This window comes from Acinetobacter lactucae (assembly GCF_001605885.1).
Classification (GTDB): domain Bacteria; phylum Pseudomonadota; class Gammaproteobacteria; order Pseudomonadales; family Moraxellaceae; genus Acinetobacter; species Acinetobacter lactucae.
In genome coordinates, this window is the sequence record NZ_LRPE01000010.1 from 62,671 (window position 1) to 77,204 (window position 14,534).

The following is a 14,534-nucleotide window of genomic DNA, read 5'->3' on the forward strand; positions in this document are numbered from 1 at the left end:
GAAGGAAACGCAATGAGAATCTCCGATCAAGTGGTCATGAAATTGCAGGCATTAATTGAAGAGCGTCACATGAAAAAAGGTGACCGTTTGCCTGCCGAGCGCCAGCTTGCAACAAGCTTAGGAGTTTCTCGTCCTTCTTTGCGTGAAGCGATTCAACAGCTCAATAGTCAAGGGGTGCTCAGTAGCCGCCGTGGCGATGGGACTTATATTCAACAGTTACCTGAACAGTGGCCACAGCAACTGATTGTGAACCCGATTAGTAACCTGATTGAAGAAGATCCGCTCTACCGTTTTGATGTGCAAGAGGCGCGGTTATTACTTGAAGGCGGCACTGCTTGGTATGCCGCATTACGCTCAACGCCTGAAGACCGCGCCAAAATTCATCATTATTTTAATGAAATTAGTCGCCACCAAAATGCGGGTGACTCAGCACAGGCTGCGGTGGCGGATGCTGAATTCCACTTAGCGATTGCTGAAGCATCTCACAATGTGGTGCTGATTCAAATGATGCGTAGTTTGTTTGATTTGCTGCAATACAACGTCTTGTTGGGACGTAAAAAAGTTTATAACGACCCAGTCAATGGTGACTTGCTGAGCGAGCAGCATTTTCAAGTGATGGATGCTATTGATCGTAAAGATCCCGAGGCCGCACGCCAAGCTGTCTGCGGTCATATTGAATTTGTGATTAATCATGTACGTTCTCTGGATGAAGACGAAGCTCGCCAGAAACGTGCAAATCGTTTAAATAGAGTTGATTCAAAATGATTATTTCTTCTGGCAATGATTATCGTGCGGCGGCACAACGTCGCTTACCGCCATTTTTATTTCATTACATTGATGGTGGAGCGTATTCGGAATATACCTTAAAGCGGAACGTACAAGATTTGTCAGAAATTGCATTGCGTCAACGTGTGCTCAATGACATGTCAGCGTTGAGTTTAGAGACAAAACTGTTTAATGAAACTTTGTCGATGCCGGTTGCATTAGCGCCTGTAGGTTTAACGGGCATGTATGCGCGCCGTGGTGAAGTGCAAGCTGCGATGGCAGCCGATAAAAAGGGCATTCCATTTACGCTTTCAACGGTTTCTGTCTGTCCGATTGAAGAAGTTGCACCTGCAATTAATCGCCCGATGTGGTTTCAGCTTTATGTGTTACGTGACCGCGGTTTTATGCGTAATGCTTTGGAGCGTGCAAAAGCGGCAGGCTGTTCAACACTGGTGTTTACTGTAGATATGCCTGTGCCAGGGGCGCGTTACCGTGATGCTCATTCCGGTATGAGTGGACCAAATGCAGCGATGCGTCGTTATATGCAGTCTGTGTTCCATCCGCACTGGTCATGGAATGTGGGCTTAATGGGGCGTCCGCACGACTTGGGCAATATTTCTAAATATTTAGGTAAACCAACTGGACTTGAAGACTATATCGGCTGGTTAGGCTCAAACTTTGACCCATCAATTTCATGGAAAGACCTTGAGTGGATTCGTGAGTTTTGGGATGGCCCAATGGTGATTAAGGGTATTTTAGACCCTGAAGATGCCAAAGATGCTGTGCGTTTTGGTGCAGATGGCATTGTGGTATCGAATCACGGTGGTCGTCAGTTAGATGGTGTGATGTCTTCTGCTCGTGCATTGCCTGCAATTGCTGATGCGGTAAAAGGTGATTTGGCGATTTTGGCTGACTCAGGCATTCGTAATGGTTTAGATGTGGTGCGGATGTTGGCGCTCGGTGCGGATACGGTTTTACTTGGCCGTGCGTTTGTTTATGCCTTGGCAGCAGCAGGTGGGCAAGGTGTGTCGAACTTACTTGATTTGATTGATAAAGAAATGCGTGTTGCGATGACGCTCACGGGTGCTAAGTCTATTTCGGATATTAATGCGGATTGTTTAGTGCAAGCGATGAAACAAGGTTTTTAAGAAATAACTTTTTAAGTGAAGTAATAAGCACAGCCTCAAAATTTGATGATTTGCTAATATTTTGTGTATAGGCATTTGTCACTTTTGAAAGGTCAAAAGTAACCAAAAACCTTTTGTTGAGCAAACCGCACTTCCTTGTACGGTTGCTCAACAGGCGGCATCCCTGCCGCCAACCACGATAGTAAATATAGGGCTGATTCGAATTAGAGAATGAGCTAATTAAATTATAAATTACAAATAGTAAGCTCCGTCGTGCTGATCTGGTTTTAGCGTGGATTACAGCTAGATATTATATGGATGACCAAAAGGAAACCATCATGCAAACATCTTCTCCTCAAGCAGTGATCGAACGCTTACAAAATATTGTAGGGCGTTCTCATGTTTTGACCGACGATCAAAGCACGCGTCAATACCGTCAAGGCCGCCGTTTTGGGGAGGGGAAAGTGCTTGCTGTAGTGGTGCCAGGGAGCTTGCTAGAACAATGGCAGGTGCTTCAAGCTGCCATTGATGCAGATTGTATTGTTATTATGCAGGCGGCAAATACAGGACTCACCGGTGGTTCAACGCCATATGGCGATGACTATGACCGTCCTGTTTTAGTCATGAGTACGCGTCGCTTAAAGGGCATACAAGTTATTCATGATGGTAAGCAAGTGATTTGTTTACCGGGTGCAACCTTAGATAATTTAGAGCAAATTTTAAAAGGTTATGACCGCGAGCCGCATTCAGTAATTGGTTCATCTTGTATTGGTGCATCGGTACTGGGTGGTGTGTGTAATAACTCTGGGGGGGCCTTGGTGCGCCGTGGTCCTGCGTACACTGAACTGGCGTTATATGCTCAGGTCAATGCTGCTGGTCAATTAGAACTGGTGAACCATTTAGGCGTAAATTTAGGCTCGACACCCGAAGAAATTTTGACTCGTTTAGAGAAGCAGCAATACCAAGCCGTAGATATTTTAGATGATAGTGAAAAGCAGGCATCAGATCATCGCTATGCCCACGATGTGACGCAAGTGGATGAGGATACGCCTGCTCGTTTTAATGCAGACCCGTCACGATTGTTTGAAGCATCAGGTTCGGCTGGTAAAGTCTGTGTGTTTGCCGTACGCCTTGATACCTATGAAAAAGTAGAGAGCAATGTCTTTTATATTGGTACTAATGATGCCGATGACTTAACAGCCATTCGTCGTTATTTACTGACCTCACTGCCAAGCCTACCGATTGCGGGAGAATATATTCACCGAGATGCTTACTTGATTGGTGAAAAGTACGGAAAAGACACGTTCTTATTTATTGAAAAGTTCGGTACAGCCAATGTTCCCAAAGCTTTTGCGATGAAAGATAAAGTCGATGGCTTCTTAGAAAAATTTAAAATTAAAGGCTTAACAGATCATATTTTACAGGCCATTACGTTCTTTTTACCGAGTCATTTGCCTAAACGTATGACCGAATATCGGGATCGTTATGAGCACCATTTAGTTTTACGTGTCGAAAATAATTCAAAAGCACAGACCGAGCAGTTTTTAAAAGAATATTTTGCAGTGCATCAGTCAGGTCACTATTTCGTATGTAGCGAAGAGGAAGGGCGAAAAGCCTTTTTACACCGTTTTGCGATTGCAGGAGCGGCAATTCGTTATCGCGATACGCACCGTAGTGAAGTGGAAGATATTGTCGCGCTTGATATTGCGTTACGTCGTAATGACCGCGAATGGGTAGAGCAACTGCCAGCCGAGATGGAAAAGAAAATTCTCCATAAACTCTATTATGGGCATTTCTTTTGTCATGTTTTCCATCAAGACTATATTCTTAAAAAAGGCCATGACCCTTTAGAAATGGAACATCAAATGTGGAAATTACTCAATGCACGCCGTGCTGAATATCCGGCAGAGCATAATGTCGGGCATCTCTACATTGCTAAACCTGCATTGGCCAATTTCTACCAAAAACTCGACCCAACCAATAGCTTTAATGTGGGTATTGGACATACCTCAAAACTGAAGTATTGGGGCAAAGCTAAATCTTAATATCGAGACATAAAAAAAGGCGCCGAAGCGCCTTTTTTAATAGATGTATTATGCCGCTTCTGTTGATTTAGCAAGCACTTCTGCAACTGCTTTAGCAACAGTGTAAACATTGTTCATGTTTAAACCTGCTACACAAATACGACCACTACGTACTAAGTAGATTGCATATTCTTCACGCAAGATATCCACTTGCTCAGCGGTTAGACCAGTGTAGCTGAACATACCTTTTTGGTTTACAAGGTAGTTAAAGTCACGGTCTGGTAATGCTTTAGTGAGTTCGTCTTTCAAGATGCTACGCATTTTAATAATACGCTCACGCATCTCTTTCACTTCACCTTGCCATTGCTGGTTAAGTGCAGCGTCATTTAACACTTCATCAACTAACCAAGCACCTGTTGTAGGAGGGCTAGAGTAAATACGGCGTACAGTCGCTTTTAACTGACCGAATGTGCACTGAGCAGCTTCTGCATCATCACATACGAAAGTTAAGCCGCCAACGCGCTCGCCATATAAAGAGAAGATTTTAGAGAACGAGTTGCTCACAATGAAGTTTAGACCCGCTTGGTCTAAAGCACGGATTGCATACGCATCTTCTTCCATACCGTCACCAAAACCTTGGTAAGCGATATCTAGGAATGGAATAAGGTTACGGTCTTTTAATACTGCAATCACTTGATCCCATTGCGCTGGGTTTAAGTCAGCACCTGTTGGGTTGTGGCAGCATGGGTGCAACAACACAATGCTTTGCTCAGGCAAAGTTTTAAGTGTAGAAAGCATACCGTCAAAATCTACACCACGCGTTTCGTTATCGAAATATGGGTAGAAATGAGTTTTGATACCAGCGCCATTGAAAATCGCAACGTGGTTGTCCCAAGTTGGTTGGCTTACCCAAACGTCTGAATTTGGGAAATAAGTTTTTAAGAAATCCGCACCAACTTTCAATGCACCTGAACCACCAAGTGTTTGGATGGTTACAGCACGACCAGCTTTAACTGCTGGGCTGTTTGCACCAAATAAAAGTGCTTGAATTGCTTCACGGTAAGGTTTGAAGCCTTCCATTGGCAAATAAAGTTTGGTTTTACCGTTTTTAGGCTCGATACGTTTTTGCGCTTCAATAATGGTCTCTAACTGAGGAACAATACTGTCTTCGTTATAATAAAGACCAATACTCAAGTTTACTTTTTCAGAACGAGTATCAGCATTGAACTGTTCCATTAAAGAGAGAATTGGATCGCCTGCGTATGGGGGGATATGTTGAAACATCAAAAAAGTCCTTTCATTCAACAATATGCATAGTGCTGGGTTTTTTCTGTCTCGAAAAATACGCCATAACTATGTCGATGCTCAATAATGTATCAATAAAGCTACCGTGAAGCACCTGATAATTTCACTAATATCGATATTTTCTGGCTGAAAATGATAAAAAGATTTAAAAGAAATTACGGTAAATAGATACTAATTTCTAACTTATGCTTTCATTCAAGCAGATTGTCTACAATCTTGCTGTAATACATTGGTTGTAGACTAAAGTTTGAAACAAAAGATTAGAGGCCGAAAAGCAACTGAAAAAGAGCCATAAAACCATAGATAAATTGAATCTAAGTTATTGTCTAATAAATATTAAATTGAAAGTGATTTAATGGTTTAAATATAAGGTGATATAAGTGGTCAAACGATAAAAATTGACCTGATGCGTTCTATAAAGTGTCAACAATCACCTTGATTTTTTTCATTCACCCCGCTATAAAACTCATAATTGATTAAAAATTGTCGACAATATGCAAGATTTGACCTTCGCACCAGAGCCTCTACAAAGTCAGGGAAGAACACTGACCGAGAATGTATTTAAACAAATACAGACGGCGATTGTTTTGGGTCAAATTCCGGCAGGTAGCAAAATTTCTGAGCCTGAACTGGCACGGACTTATGGCATTAGCCGCGGGCCTTTGCGTGAGGCGATTCATCGCCTTGAAGGGCAACGTTTGGTTGAGCGTACTGCACATGTGGGCGCGCGCGTGGTTTCGCTGTCACTGCAACAATTTAAAGAGCTTTACCAGATTCGTGCGTCTTTAGAAGGTTTGGCTTGCAAACTTGCTGCACAGCATATTGATAAAAAGCAAATTTTGGCGTTACGTGATGTTTTGCGTATGCATGCCGAAGATGAAAACTTTAAAGCAGGTAAAGGATATTACTTGCAAGAAGGGCAGGACGATTTTCACTACTGCATTATCAAAAGTAGTGGCAATAAAACCCTAGAAAAAATGCTATGTGATGAGCTTTATCACCTCATCCGTATGTACCGAATTCAGTTTTCAAACACGCCTGATCGACCGAGCAAAGCTTGGGACGAACATATCCGTATTTTAGATGCAATTGCAGAAGGCGATGGTGAACTTGCCGAGCTGCTCATGCATCGACATATCAATGCTTCTTACAAAATTATTGAGCAAACACTGCTACAAGCACAAGGAGAACATAACAATGGCTAAACAATCCGCAGGTCAGCTATTTCGCGATGCAGTAGCCCAAGAAAAGCCATTACAAGTGGTTGGAACCATCAACGCCAATCATGCACTTTTGGCAAAACGTGCAGGTTATAAAGCGATTTACTTATCAGGTGGTGGTGTAGCCGCTGGTTCTTTAGGCTTACCTGATTTGGGAATCAGTAACCTTGATGATGTGTTGACCGACGTACGCCGTATTACCGATGTATGTGATCTTCCTTTATTGGTCGATGCGGACACAGGTTTTGGTGCTTCTGCATTTAACATTGCTCGAACTACAAAAGCACTTATCAAGTTTGGTGCTGCGGCAATGCACATTGAAGACCAAGTGGGCGCAAAACGTTGTGGTCACCGTCCGAACAAAGCCATTGTGACTCAAGAAGAAATGGTTGACCGTATTAAGGCTGCGGTTGATGCGCGTGGTGATGATAGCTTCGTAATTATGGCGCGTACCGATGCATTGGCTGTAGATGGCTTACAAGCTGCAATTGACCGTGCAGGTGCGTACATTGAAGCGGGTGCAGACATGTTATTCCCTGAAGCAATTACTGAGCTTGATATGTACAAGCAATTTGCTCAGAAGACTGGCGCACCAATTTTGGCAAACATCACCGAGTTCGGTTCTACGCCACTGTTTACCACTGAAGAGTTAGCATCTGCCGATGTAAGCCTTGCGCTTTATCCGCTTTCTGCTTTCCGTGCCATGAACAAAGCAGCCGAAACTGTGTATGAAACCTTGCGTAAAGAAGGCACACAAAAGAATGTGATTGATATTATGCAAACGCGTAAAGAGTTATATGAACGCATCAACTACTATGCGTTTGAAGACTACTTAGACAACGCTTTTGCTAAAAAGAAGTAATAAATTAAAAAGTTGATTAATTGGAATCTGATACTCGGAGGCGTCATCTGCAACTGTTTGAGACAGGACTACATTTTTTAAAAATGGTTCTGCGATGGATAGGATATTCGATGGTTGTGGACGAGTTTTGCAGATGACAATGGTTTTGCCTACTTTTGCCAAAACAAAAATAGGTCGAACCGAAGGTTAATCCTGAAATAAGAAGTGAAAATGGTACGACTCCGTCGTGCTTAATAAATAAATTCAGATAGATAGGAAAGGAAAATCTTATGAGCTCAAATGAAACAACAACAGGCTTCAAACCAAAAAAATCAGTTGCACTGAGCGGACAAGTTGCAGGCAACACAGCACTTTGTACCGTAGGACGTAGCGGTAACGACTTACACTATCGTGGCTATGACATTCTTGACCTTGCAGCGGGTAGCCAGTTTGAAGAAGTTGCTCACTTGCTCGTACATGGCAAACTGCCAAACAAAGCTGAGTTGAAAGCCTATAAAGCAAAATTAAAAGCACTTCGTGGCTTACCAGCAGCACTTAAAACAGCACTTGAGCAATTACCACCGTCTGCACACCCAATGGACGTGATGCGTACAGGTGTTTCAGTTTTAGGTTGTTTAACACCAGAACACGAAGACCACAATGAAGCTGGCGCAAAAGACATTGCTGATAAATTAATGGCAAGCCTAGGCTCAATGTTGCTTTATTGGTATCACTTCAGCAACAACGGCCGTCGTATTGAAGTTGAAACAGATGACGACTCAATTGCAGCGCATTTCTTACATTTGCTTCATGGCGAAAAGCCATCTGAAGAATGGATTCAAGCAATGCATACATCTCTTATTTTGTACGCTGAGCATGAGTTCAACGCATCAACATTTACGTCACGTGTGGTTGCAGGTACAGGCTCTGACATGTACTCGGCAATTACAGGCGGTATTGGTGCGCTTCGCGGACCTAAGCACGGTGGTGCGAACGAAGTTGCATTCGTCATTCAACAACGTTACGACAACGCAGATGAAGCAGAGGCTGACATCCGTAAACGTGTTGAAAATAAAGAAGTCGTAATTGGTTTTGGTCACCCTGTCTATACAGTTTCTGATCCACGTAACGAAGTGATCAAGAAAGTGGCGCACGACTTGGCTGAAGCGCAAGAGAACACCAAAATGTACCTTATCGCTGAGCGTTTAGAAGCAGTGATGAAAGAAGTGAAAAACATGTTTCCGAACCTCGATTGGTTCAGTGCAGTAAGCTATCACTTAATGGGTGTTCCAACTGCAATGTTCACACCGTTATTTGTGATTGCACGTACAGCAGGTTGGTCAGCGCACGTGATTGAACAACGCCAAGACGGCAAAATCATTCGTCCAAGCGCAAACTACACAGGCCCTGAAAACCTCGAATTTAAACCATTGGCGGAGCGTGGTTAATGAACACAAAATACCGTAAACCGCTGGCAGGTACCCAGCTCGAATATTATGACGTGCGTCAAGCCGTTGAAGATATTCAGCCAGGCGCATACGAAAAACTGCCTTACACCTCTAAAGTACTCGCAGAGCAATTGGTACGCCGTGCCGATGCCGAGAACTTAACTGCCTATTTAACGCAGTTAATTGAACGCCGTCAGGACTTGGACTTTCCTTGGTATCCAGCGCGCGTTGTGTGTCATGACATCTTGGGGCAAACTGCACTGGTTGATCTTGCAGGTTTGCGTGATGCGATTGCCGACAAAGGCGGTGACCCATCTAAAGTCAACCCCGTTGTGCCGACTCAGCTCATTGTCGACCACTCTTTAGCAGTGGAATATGGTGGTGCTGACCCAGACGCTTTTGAAAAAAACCGTGCTGTTGAAGACCGTCGTAACGAAGACCGTTTCCACTTTATTGAGTGGACTAAAACCGCATTTAAAAATGTCGATGTGATCCCTGCGGGGAACGGCATTATGCACCAGATTAACCTAGAGAAAATGTCTCCGGTCATTCAGGCGCGTGATGGCGTAGCATTCCCAGACACTTGCGTTGGTACAGACTCACATACACCACATACAGACGCTTTGGGCGTAATTTCTGTGGGCGTGGGTGGCTTAGAAGCTGAAAACGTAATGTTGGGTCGTGCATCTTGGATGCGTCTGCCAGACATTATTGGTGTTGAGTTTGTAGGTCAGCGTCAAGCAGGCATTACTGCAACAGATATCGTACTTGCTCTAACTGAATTCTTGCGTAAAGAGCGCGTGGTGGGTGCATACCTTGAATTCTTTGGTGAAGGTGCTGACAGCATGTCTGTGGGCGACCGTGCAACCATTTCGAACATGACACCAGAATATGGCGCTACGGCTGCGATGTTCTATATCGACCAAAACACAATTGACTACTTACGCCTAACAGGCCGTGAAGATGCTCAAGTGGCATTGGTTGAACAGTACGCAAAAGAAATTGGCCTTTGGGCATCTGATATGACCAAAGCAGAGTACCCACGTGTACTTCGTTTTGATCTATCAACAGTCACACGTAACATTGCTGGCCCATCAAACCCACATGCACGTGTTTCAACTGCGGACCTTAAGGAAAAAGGTATTGCAGGTGTTGTTGAAAACCGTTCTGATGGTTTAATGCCAGATGGCGCAATTATTATTGCTGCAATTACTTCATGTACCAACACTTCTAACCCGCGTAACACTGTGGCGGCAGGTTTGTTGGCACGTAAGGCAAATGAGCTAGGTTTAGTTCGTAAACCTTGGGTGAAATCATCATTTGCACCGGGTTCAAAAGCGGCTGCACTTTACCTTGAAGAAGCGGGTGTTCTAAAAGACTTAGAGCAACTTGGTTTTGGTATTGTGGCTTACGCTTGTACGACGTGTAATGGTATGTCGGGTGCGTTAGATCCAGCTATTCAGCAAGAAATTATTGACCGTGACTTGTACGCAACAGCAGTATTGTCTGGTAACCGTAACTTCGATGGTCGTATCCATCCATATGCAAAACAGGCGTTCTTGGCATCTCCACCGCTTGTTGTGGCGTATGCAATTGCAGGTACGATTCGTTTTGATATCGAAAAAGATGCGTTAGGTCATGACAAAGAAGGTAACCCGATTTACCTCAAAGACATCTGGCCATCTGACGCTGAAATTGATGCCTTAGTAAAAGAAGCCGTGAAACCTGAACAGTTCCGTAAAGTCTACATTCCAATGTTTGACTTAGGTGTAACTCAAGAAGCTGAAAGTCCGCTTTATGACTGGCGTCCGCAAAGTACTTACATTCGCCGTCCACCATATTGGGAAGGGGCGTTGGCTGCACCACGTACTTTGGCGAACATGCGTCCGCTTGCGATTTTGGGTGACAACATCACCACCGATCACTTGTCGCCGTCAAACGCGATTTTGATGGACTCGGCTGCGGGTGAATATCTTCACAAAATGGGCGTACCAGAAGAAGACTTCAACTCATACGCAACGCACCGTGGTGACCACTTGACTGCACAACGTGCAACATTTGCCAACCCGAAACTTTATAACGAAATGGTGGTTCGTTCAGACGGTACCATTAAGCAAGGTTCAAAAGCGCGTGTAGAGCCAGAAGGCGAAGTGATGCGTATGTGGGAAGCAATTGAAACCTACATGAACCGTAAGCAACCGTTAATCATTATCGCGGGTGCTGACTACGGTCAGGGTTCAAGCCGTGACTGGGCTGCGAAAGGTGTACGCCTTGCAGGTGTAGAAGCGATTGTGGCAGAAGGTTTTGAGCGTATTCACCGTACTAACTTGGTGGGTATGGGCGTGTTACCGCTTGAGTTTAAACCGGGTGTAAACCGCAAGACTTTAAAACTAGATGGTACAGAGCTTTATAGCGTAATTGGTAATATTGCACCACGATCGACTTTAACTTTAGTGATTGAACGTGCCACAGCGGATGGTAAAGAAGAGATTGTTGAAGTGCCTGTGACTTGCCGTTTAGATACAGAAGAAGAAGTTTCTGTATATGAAGCGGGCGGTGTATTACAGCGTTTTGCGCAAGACTTTTTAGAAGGCCAAGTGGCTTAATACCTTAGTTAAACATTATTGATATTGTTCAAAAAAAGCCCTATCTTGATGATGGGGTTTTTTGTTGAGAATAAGAATGGAAAGATACTTAGATTTAGACGGTGATTCTGGCGTTTTTGCATATGAAATTGGTGATACATATATAAGAGTGCAGTTTGATAGAACTTTTAAAATTTATACTTATAGTTATCGAAGTGCGGGAGCTGCCCGAGTTGAAGATATGAAACAACTAGCTAGAAATGGAGATGGTCTAAATTCTTATATTATGAGATACGCTAAAACTTTATATGAATAATTTAATTATTAAAATTCGATAAAAGTATTCAGGGTAAGAGTTTTTAATATTAAGTTTAATTTTGGGCTAAGTAAAAATATGTCTGTTGAAAATATTTTTGAAAAAATTGAATTATTAAATAAGGCTGTAATTGATTATTACGAAAAATTAAATGAACATAGTATCTGGTTATTTATTTCAACAATCGGTTGGATAGGTATTCCTAATGAGCAAAAGTTTATAAAGATATTAGCATTTATAGGAATTATTCTTTTCTTTTTCTACTATATTTCAAACTCTGAGTTATGGAAAAAGTCAGGAGAGTTATCGGAAGAGGAAAAAAATAAGCCATTTAAAAAACTGATTTTTAAATATAAAAATGAAGTTGAGCGAAGTGATTTGTCAGTAGATGAGAAAAGTAAAGCCTTAAATAAGTTAGTTGATATTGAAAATAGATATTTTAATTTCAAAAAGAATGGAATTAAGATTGTTTGTAATAATTATTGTTTCTTCTTTGCAATGTTTTTTTTAACTGTAGTGTGTATTAATTCAATGTGGTGAGTTTGAAAATGACAAATAACTATTAATGTAATAAATAATTTTGATAAATAAAAAAACGAGATCCCGTCGGAATTTTTTGTATTTGGTTACTACATACAACACCTGTTGTATCTCACGATCCTGATACTTGAATGTATTTAGATACAGAATAAGTTTCTGTATATGAAGCGGGTGGTGTATTACAGCGTTTTGCACAGGACTTTTTAGAAGGCCGAGTGGCTTGATATTTAGTATGTAAATAATTGAAATTGAATAAAAATACTGTCTTGATGATGGGGTTTTTATCACTATATAAATACTTTTTTGTTGATAAAGATATGGAATAGAATTATGAGTATCGGCGCATCTGTGCTATCTGGATTAATAAGTGGATTAATAGCTTCAGTCGTAACTGTTGTTGTAACATATGAGATTACATTCAAAAGAATCGAAGAGCCTAAGTTAATATTAGAAAAGAAAAAGATCGCAATTGAAGCAAATAAACAGATTTTATTGCTTATACCAAATGTGATGACAAAATGTAGAGCTCAACCTATTGATAGATTTACTTTAAAAATAGCATGTAATAATAAAAACTTAGGACAATATCATGTGGGAGTTAAAATAAATGATAAAATACAATTAGCCAATAAAAATGATATTTCTGAGAAAAGATATAATGGTGGTTTTGATATAAGTTTTCCGGATGAAAAAAGTAGTTATATATTACCTCCAAATTCTGAGGGTGATTTATGGTTTTATATAAAATTTAATAAAAAGAAATATCCTAATGGGCTGATATTTGATGATACTATTTCATTAGTTGATTTTGATTATTCAACATATGAATCTGCCCGAAGTTTTATAACTCAGCAATTTCCTGAAACTCAATCTATGGCATTAAATGTATCAAAAAGAAGTGAAAAGATATTTGTATCTGTCTACAAATGATGAAATTCACTAGTATGTTTTCTATTCAATTATTTGTAGGGTAGAGAGTTAAATAGATTTTTCTGAATTAGAGAAAATTTTATAAAATATTTTGGCTTTTTCGTTGCTATTACCAGTCAAAAAAGTCAATAAATAATCAAAATTAAAGCAAGAACAGCCCCATAGTCCTGTATAGGTTTAGCCTAAACATCATTTTAAATATCAATAAAAAAAGCCCGACATCCTGTCGAGCTTTTTCGTATTTGGTTGCTAGATATGACTCCTGTCGTATCTCACGATCCTGATGCATGAACCTATTATTGTTGTTTTATGTTCCGGAACATCCTGTTCCTGTATGAGTTCATCATAGAAAAAAAGCAGGGGACAGCCAATCCGCTAAATCCCTAAATCTGTGTAAGATAAATCGTACAAATAACATTTTTTGCATTTATGCCATCATCATCGGGCGAAATGGACAATTGACATTCACTTTAAGTGGGTTATATTCCTGTTTAATATATATACGATTATAGGAATGTAATCATGGTAACAGCTGGCGAAAAACCCGGAACAGGCTTCTATTTCTGTGCTCAGTGCGGACATAGAGTGTTTTTAGAAATTAACACCGACCCTTTACCACCTTGCACGAAATGCTACTGCACGCAATTTAAACGTTAAGAATGAAATAATATTTGCGTTCGCATTTAACAAAAAGCCCTGTCACCTGATGGGGCTTTTTGTTAATTTAAAAATAAGACTTACATAACAAGACCCGTGATGGGCATGAGAAGGAAACCGTTATGGAAACTATATTGGGTTTATGTATTGGCGTGGGGCTGAGCGCTGCCTGCGGTTTTCGGGTGTTTGTGCCGCTACTGGTCATGAGCATTGCAACCATGATGGGATGGTTTGAGCCATCAAAAGGTTTTGAATGGTTAGCTCTGCCATCGGTGTGTTTGGCTTTAGGCGTGGCAACGGTGTGTGAAGTAGCAGCTTACTATATTCCGTGGGTCGATAATGCCTTAGACACAGTTGCAACTCCTGCGGCGATGATTGCGGGTACATTAGCGACAATGGCGGTTAGCAGCGGAGAAATGTCTCAGTTTGCCAGTTGGGCAGCAGCCATAATTGTCGGTGGTGGTACGGCAGGTGTGGTGCAAATGAGTACCGTTGCTGCACGCGGTGTTTCAACTGCAACTACGGGTGGCTTGGGTAATTTTGTCGTTGCGACAGGAGAGTGGGTTGGAGCAATCTTGCTTTCAGTTTCAGCCATGGTAGTGCCTGCGCTTGTTGCCGTAGTGGTGCTGATTGCGGTTATTTTAGCGGTACGTTGGATACGCCATAAAAAGCAAGAACAGGCGCATAGTCCTCTATAGGTTTAGCCTAAATATATTTTTAAATAGCAATAAAAAAAGCCCAACGTTCTGTTGGGCTTTTTCGTATTTGGGTACTAG

13 protein-coding genes and 2 pseudogenes are annotated in these 14,534 nt (G+C 41.8%); 13 read left to right on the forward strand and 2 right to left on the reverse strand.

All coding sequences use genetic code 11. The annotated features are described in order from the left end of the window. Nucleotides 1–12: 12 nt before the first annotated feature. From lldR to dld, 3 genes are all read left to right on the forward strand, one after another. Nucleotides 13–765: a transcriptional regulator LldR gene (gene lldR, locus AWW73_RS04930; RefSeq protein ID WP_002120807.1), complete on the forward strand. Its 753-nt coding sequence runs from the start codon at nt 13–15 to the stop codon at nt 763–765. Continuing rightward, nucleotides 762–1,913 carry an FMN-dependent L-lactate dehydrogenase LldD gene (gene lldD / locus AWW73_RS04935; RefSeq protein ID WP_002009553.1) on the forward strand — a complete coding sequence of 384 codons (1,152 nt, stop codon included), beginning with the start codon at nt 762–764 and terminating at the stop codon, nt 1,911–1,913. The genes lldR and lldD overlap by 4 nt, the downstream gene beginning before the upstream one ends. A gap of 317 nt (nt 1,914–2,230) precedes the next feature. After that, complete coding sequence (gene dld, locus AWW73_RS04940) at nt 2,231–3,937, forward strand: D-lactate dehydrogenase (protein ID WP_062848940.1); 1,707 nt, start codon at nt 2,231–2,233, stop codon at nt 3,935–3,937. Nucleotides 3,938–3,985: 48 nt separating this feature from the next. Here the strand turns inward: dld and AWW73_RS04945 are convergent, their stop codons facing one another. Continuing rightward, nucleotides 3,986–5,200, reverse strand: coding sequence for an amino acid aminotransferase (locus AWW73_RS04945; RefSeq protein ID WP_062848941.1), 1,215 nt, complete (start codon nt 5,198–5,200; stop codon nt 3,986–3,988). Between the two features lie 347 nt (nt 5,201–5,547). Then, a pseudogene (locus AWW73_RS18385) lies at nt 5,548–5,670 on the reverse strand (hypothetical protein). Between the two features lie 45 nt (nt 5,671–5,715). On the opposite strand from AWW73_RS18385, the gene AWW73_RS04950 reads away from it, so the two are divergent. The 10 genes and pseudogenes from AWW73_RS04950 (at nt 5,716) to AWW73_RS04985 (ending at nt 14,456) form a co-directional block, all read left to right on the forward strand. Next, nucleotides 5,716–6,426 carry a GntR family transcriptional regulator gene (locus AWW73_RS04950; RefSeq protein ID WP_001153627.1) on the forward strand — a complete coding sequence of 237 codons (711 nt, stop codon included), beginning with the start codon at nt 5,716–5,718 and terminating at the stop codon, nt 6,424–6,426. Beyond that, nucleotides 6,419–7,303: a methylisocitrate lyase gene (gene prpB / locus AWW73_RS04955; RefSeq protein WP_005071840.1), complete on the forward strand. Its 885-nt coding sequence runs from the start codon at nt 6,419–6,421 to the stop codon at nt 7,301–7,303. The genes AWW73_RS04950 and prpB overlap by 8 nt, the downstream gene beginning before the upstream one ends. A 269-nt stretch (nt 7,304–7,572) precedes the next feature. Further along, the gene (prpC, locus tag AWW73_RS04960; protein WP_004795430.1) at nt 7,573–8,730 is read left to right on the forward strand and encodes a bifunctional 2-methylcitrate synthase/citrate synthase; all 1,158 of its coding nucleotides are present in this window, start codon (nt 7,573–7,575) and stop codon (nt 8,728–8,730) included. Further along, nucleotides 8,730–11,336, forward strand: coding sequence for a Fe/S-dependent 2-methylisocitrate dehydratase AcnD (acnD, locus tag AWW73_RS04965; RefSeq protein WP_062848942.1), 2,607 nt, complete (start codon nt 8,730–8,732; stop codon nt 11,334–11,336). Before prpC ends, acnD begins: the two co-directional genes overlap by 1 nt. Before the next feature lie 76 nt (nt 11,337–11,412). After that, the gene (locus AWW73_RS04970) at nt 11,413–11,631 is read left to right on the forward strand and encodes a hypothetical protein (RefSeq protein ID WP_062848943.1); all 219 of its coding nucleotides are present in this window, start codon (nt 11,413–11,415) and stop codon (nt 11,629–11,631) included. Between the two features lie 78 nt (nt 11,632–11,709). Beyond that, entirely contained in the window at nt 11,710–12,171 is a 462-nt protein-coding gene (locus AWW73_RS04975) for a hypothetical protein (protein ID WP_062848944.1), read from the forward strand. A gap of 152 nt (nt 12,172–12,323) precedes the next feature. Further along, nucleotides 12,324–12,395, forward strand: a pseudogene (locus AWW73_RS19310) (hypothetical protein); the annotation flags it as partial. 106 nt (nt 12,396–12,501) lie between these two features. After that, the gene (locus AWW73_RS04980) at nt 12,502–13,101 is read left to right on the forward strand and encodes a hypothetical protein (protein WP_062848945.1); all 600 of its coding nucleotides are present in this window, start codon (nt 12,502–12,504) and stop codon (nt 13,099–13,101) included. Between the two features lie 522 nt (nt 13,102–13,623). Then, on the forward strand, nt 13,624–13,758 hold the full coding sequence (locus AWW73_RS19065; protein ID WP_001983336.1) for a zinc ribbon-containing protein: 135 nt from the start codon (nt 13,624–13,626) through the stop codon (nt 13,756–13,758). Nucleotides 13,759–13,880: 122 nt separating this feature from the next. Beyond that, on the forward strand, nt 13,881–14,456 hold the full coding sequence (locus AWW73_RS04985; RefSeq protein WP_062848946.1) for a DUF4126 domain-containing protein: 576 nt from the start codon (nt 13,881–13,883) through the stop codon (nt 14,454–14,456). Nucleotides 14,457–14,534 lie beyond the last annotated feature (78 nt).

What these genes read in the sequence shown, in the direction of transcription:
- lldR (WP_002120807.1), top strand. Translation starts at nt 13, where the DNA reads ATGAGAATCTCCGATCAAGTGGTCATGAAATTGCAGGCATTAATTGAA.
- lldD (WP_002009553.1), top strand. Translation starts at nt 762, where the DNA reads ATGATTATTTCTTCTGGCAATGATTATCGTGCGGCGGCACAACGTCGC.
- dld (WP_062848940.1), top strand. Translation starts at nt 2,231, where the DNA reads ATGCAAACATCTTCTCCTCAAGCAGTGATCGAACGCTTACAAAATATT.
- AWW73_RS04945 (WP_062848941.1), bottom strand. Translation starts at nt 5,200, where the DNA reads ATGTTTCAACATATCCCCCCATACGCAGGCGATCCAATTCTCTCTTTA.
- AWW73_RS04950 (WP_001153627.1), top strand. Translation starts at nt 5,716, where the DNA reads ATGCAAGATTTGACCTTCGCACCAGAGCCTCTACAAAGTCAGGGAAGA.
- prpB (WP_005071840.1), top strand. Translation starts at nt 6,419, where the DNA reads ATGGCTAAACAATCCGCAGGTCAGCTATTTCGCGATGCAGTAGCCCAA.
- prpC (WP_004795430.1), top strand. Translation starts at nt 7,573, where the DNA reads ATGAGCTCAAATGAAACAACAACAGGCTTCAAACCAAAAAAATCAGTT.
- acnD (WP_062848942.1), top strand. Translation starts at nt 8,730, where the DNA reads ATGAACACAAAATACCGTAAACCGCTGGCAGGTACCCAGCTCGAATAT.
- AWW73_RS04970 (WP_062848943.1), top strand. Translation starts at nt 11,413, where the DNA reads ATGGAAAGATACTTAGATTTAGACGGTGATTCTGGCGTTTTTGCATAT.
- AWW73_RS04975 (WP_062848944.1), top strand. Translation starts at nt 11,710, where the DNA reads ATGTCTGTTGAAAATATTTTTGAAAAAATTGAATTATTAAATAAGGCT.
- AWW73_RS04980 (WP_062848945.1), top strand. Translation starts at nt 12,502, where the DNA reads ATGAGTATCGGCGCATCTGTGCTATCTGGATTAATAAGTGGATTAATA.
- AWW73_RS19065 (WP_001983336.1), top strand. Translation starts at nt 13,624, where the DNA reads ATGGTAACAGCTGGCGAAAAACCCGGAACAGGCTTCTATTTCTGTGCT.
- AWW73_RS04985 (WP_062848946.1), top strand. Translation starts at nt 13,881, where the DNA reads ATGGAAACTATATTGGGTTTATGTATTGGCGTGGGGCTGAGCGCTGCC.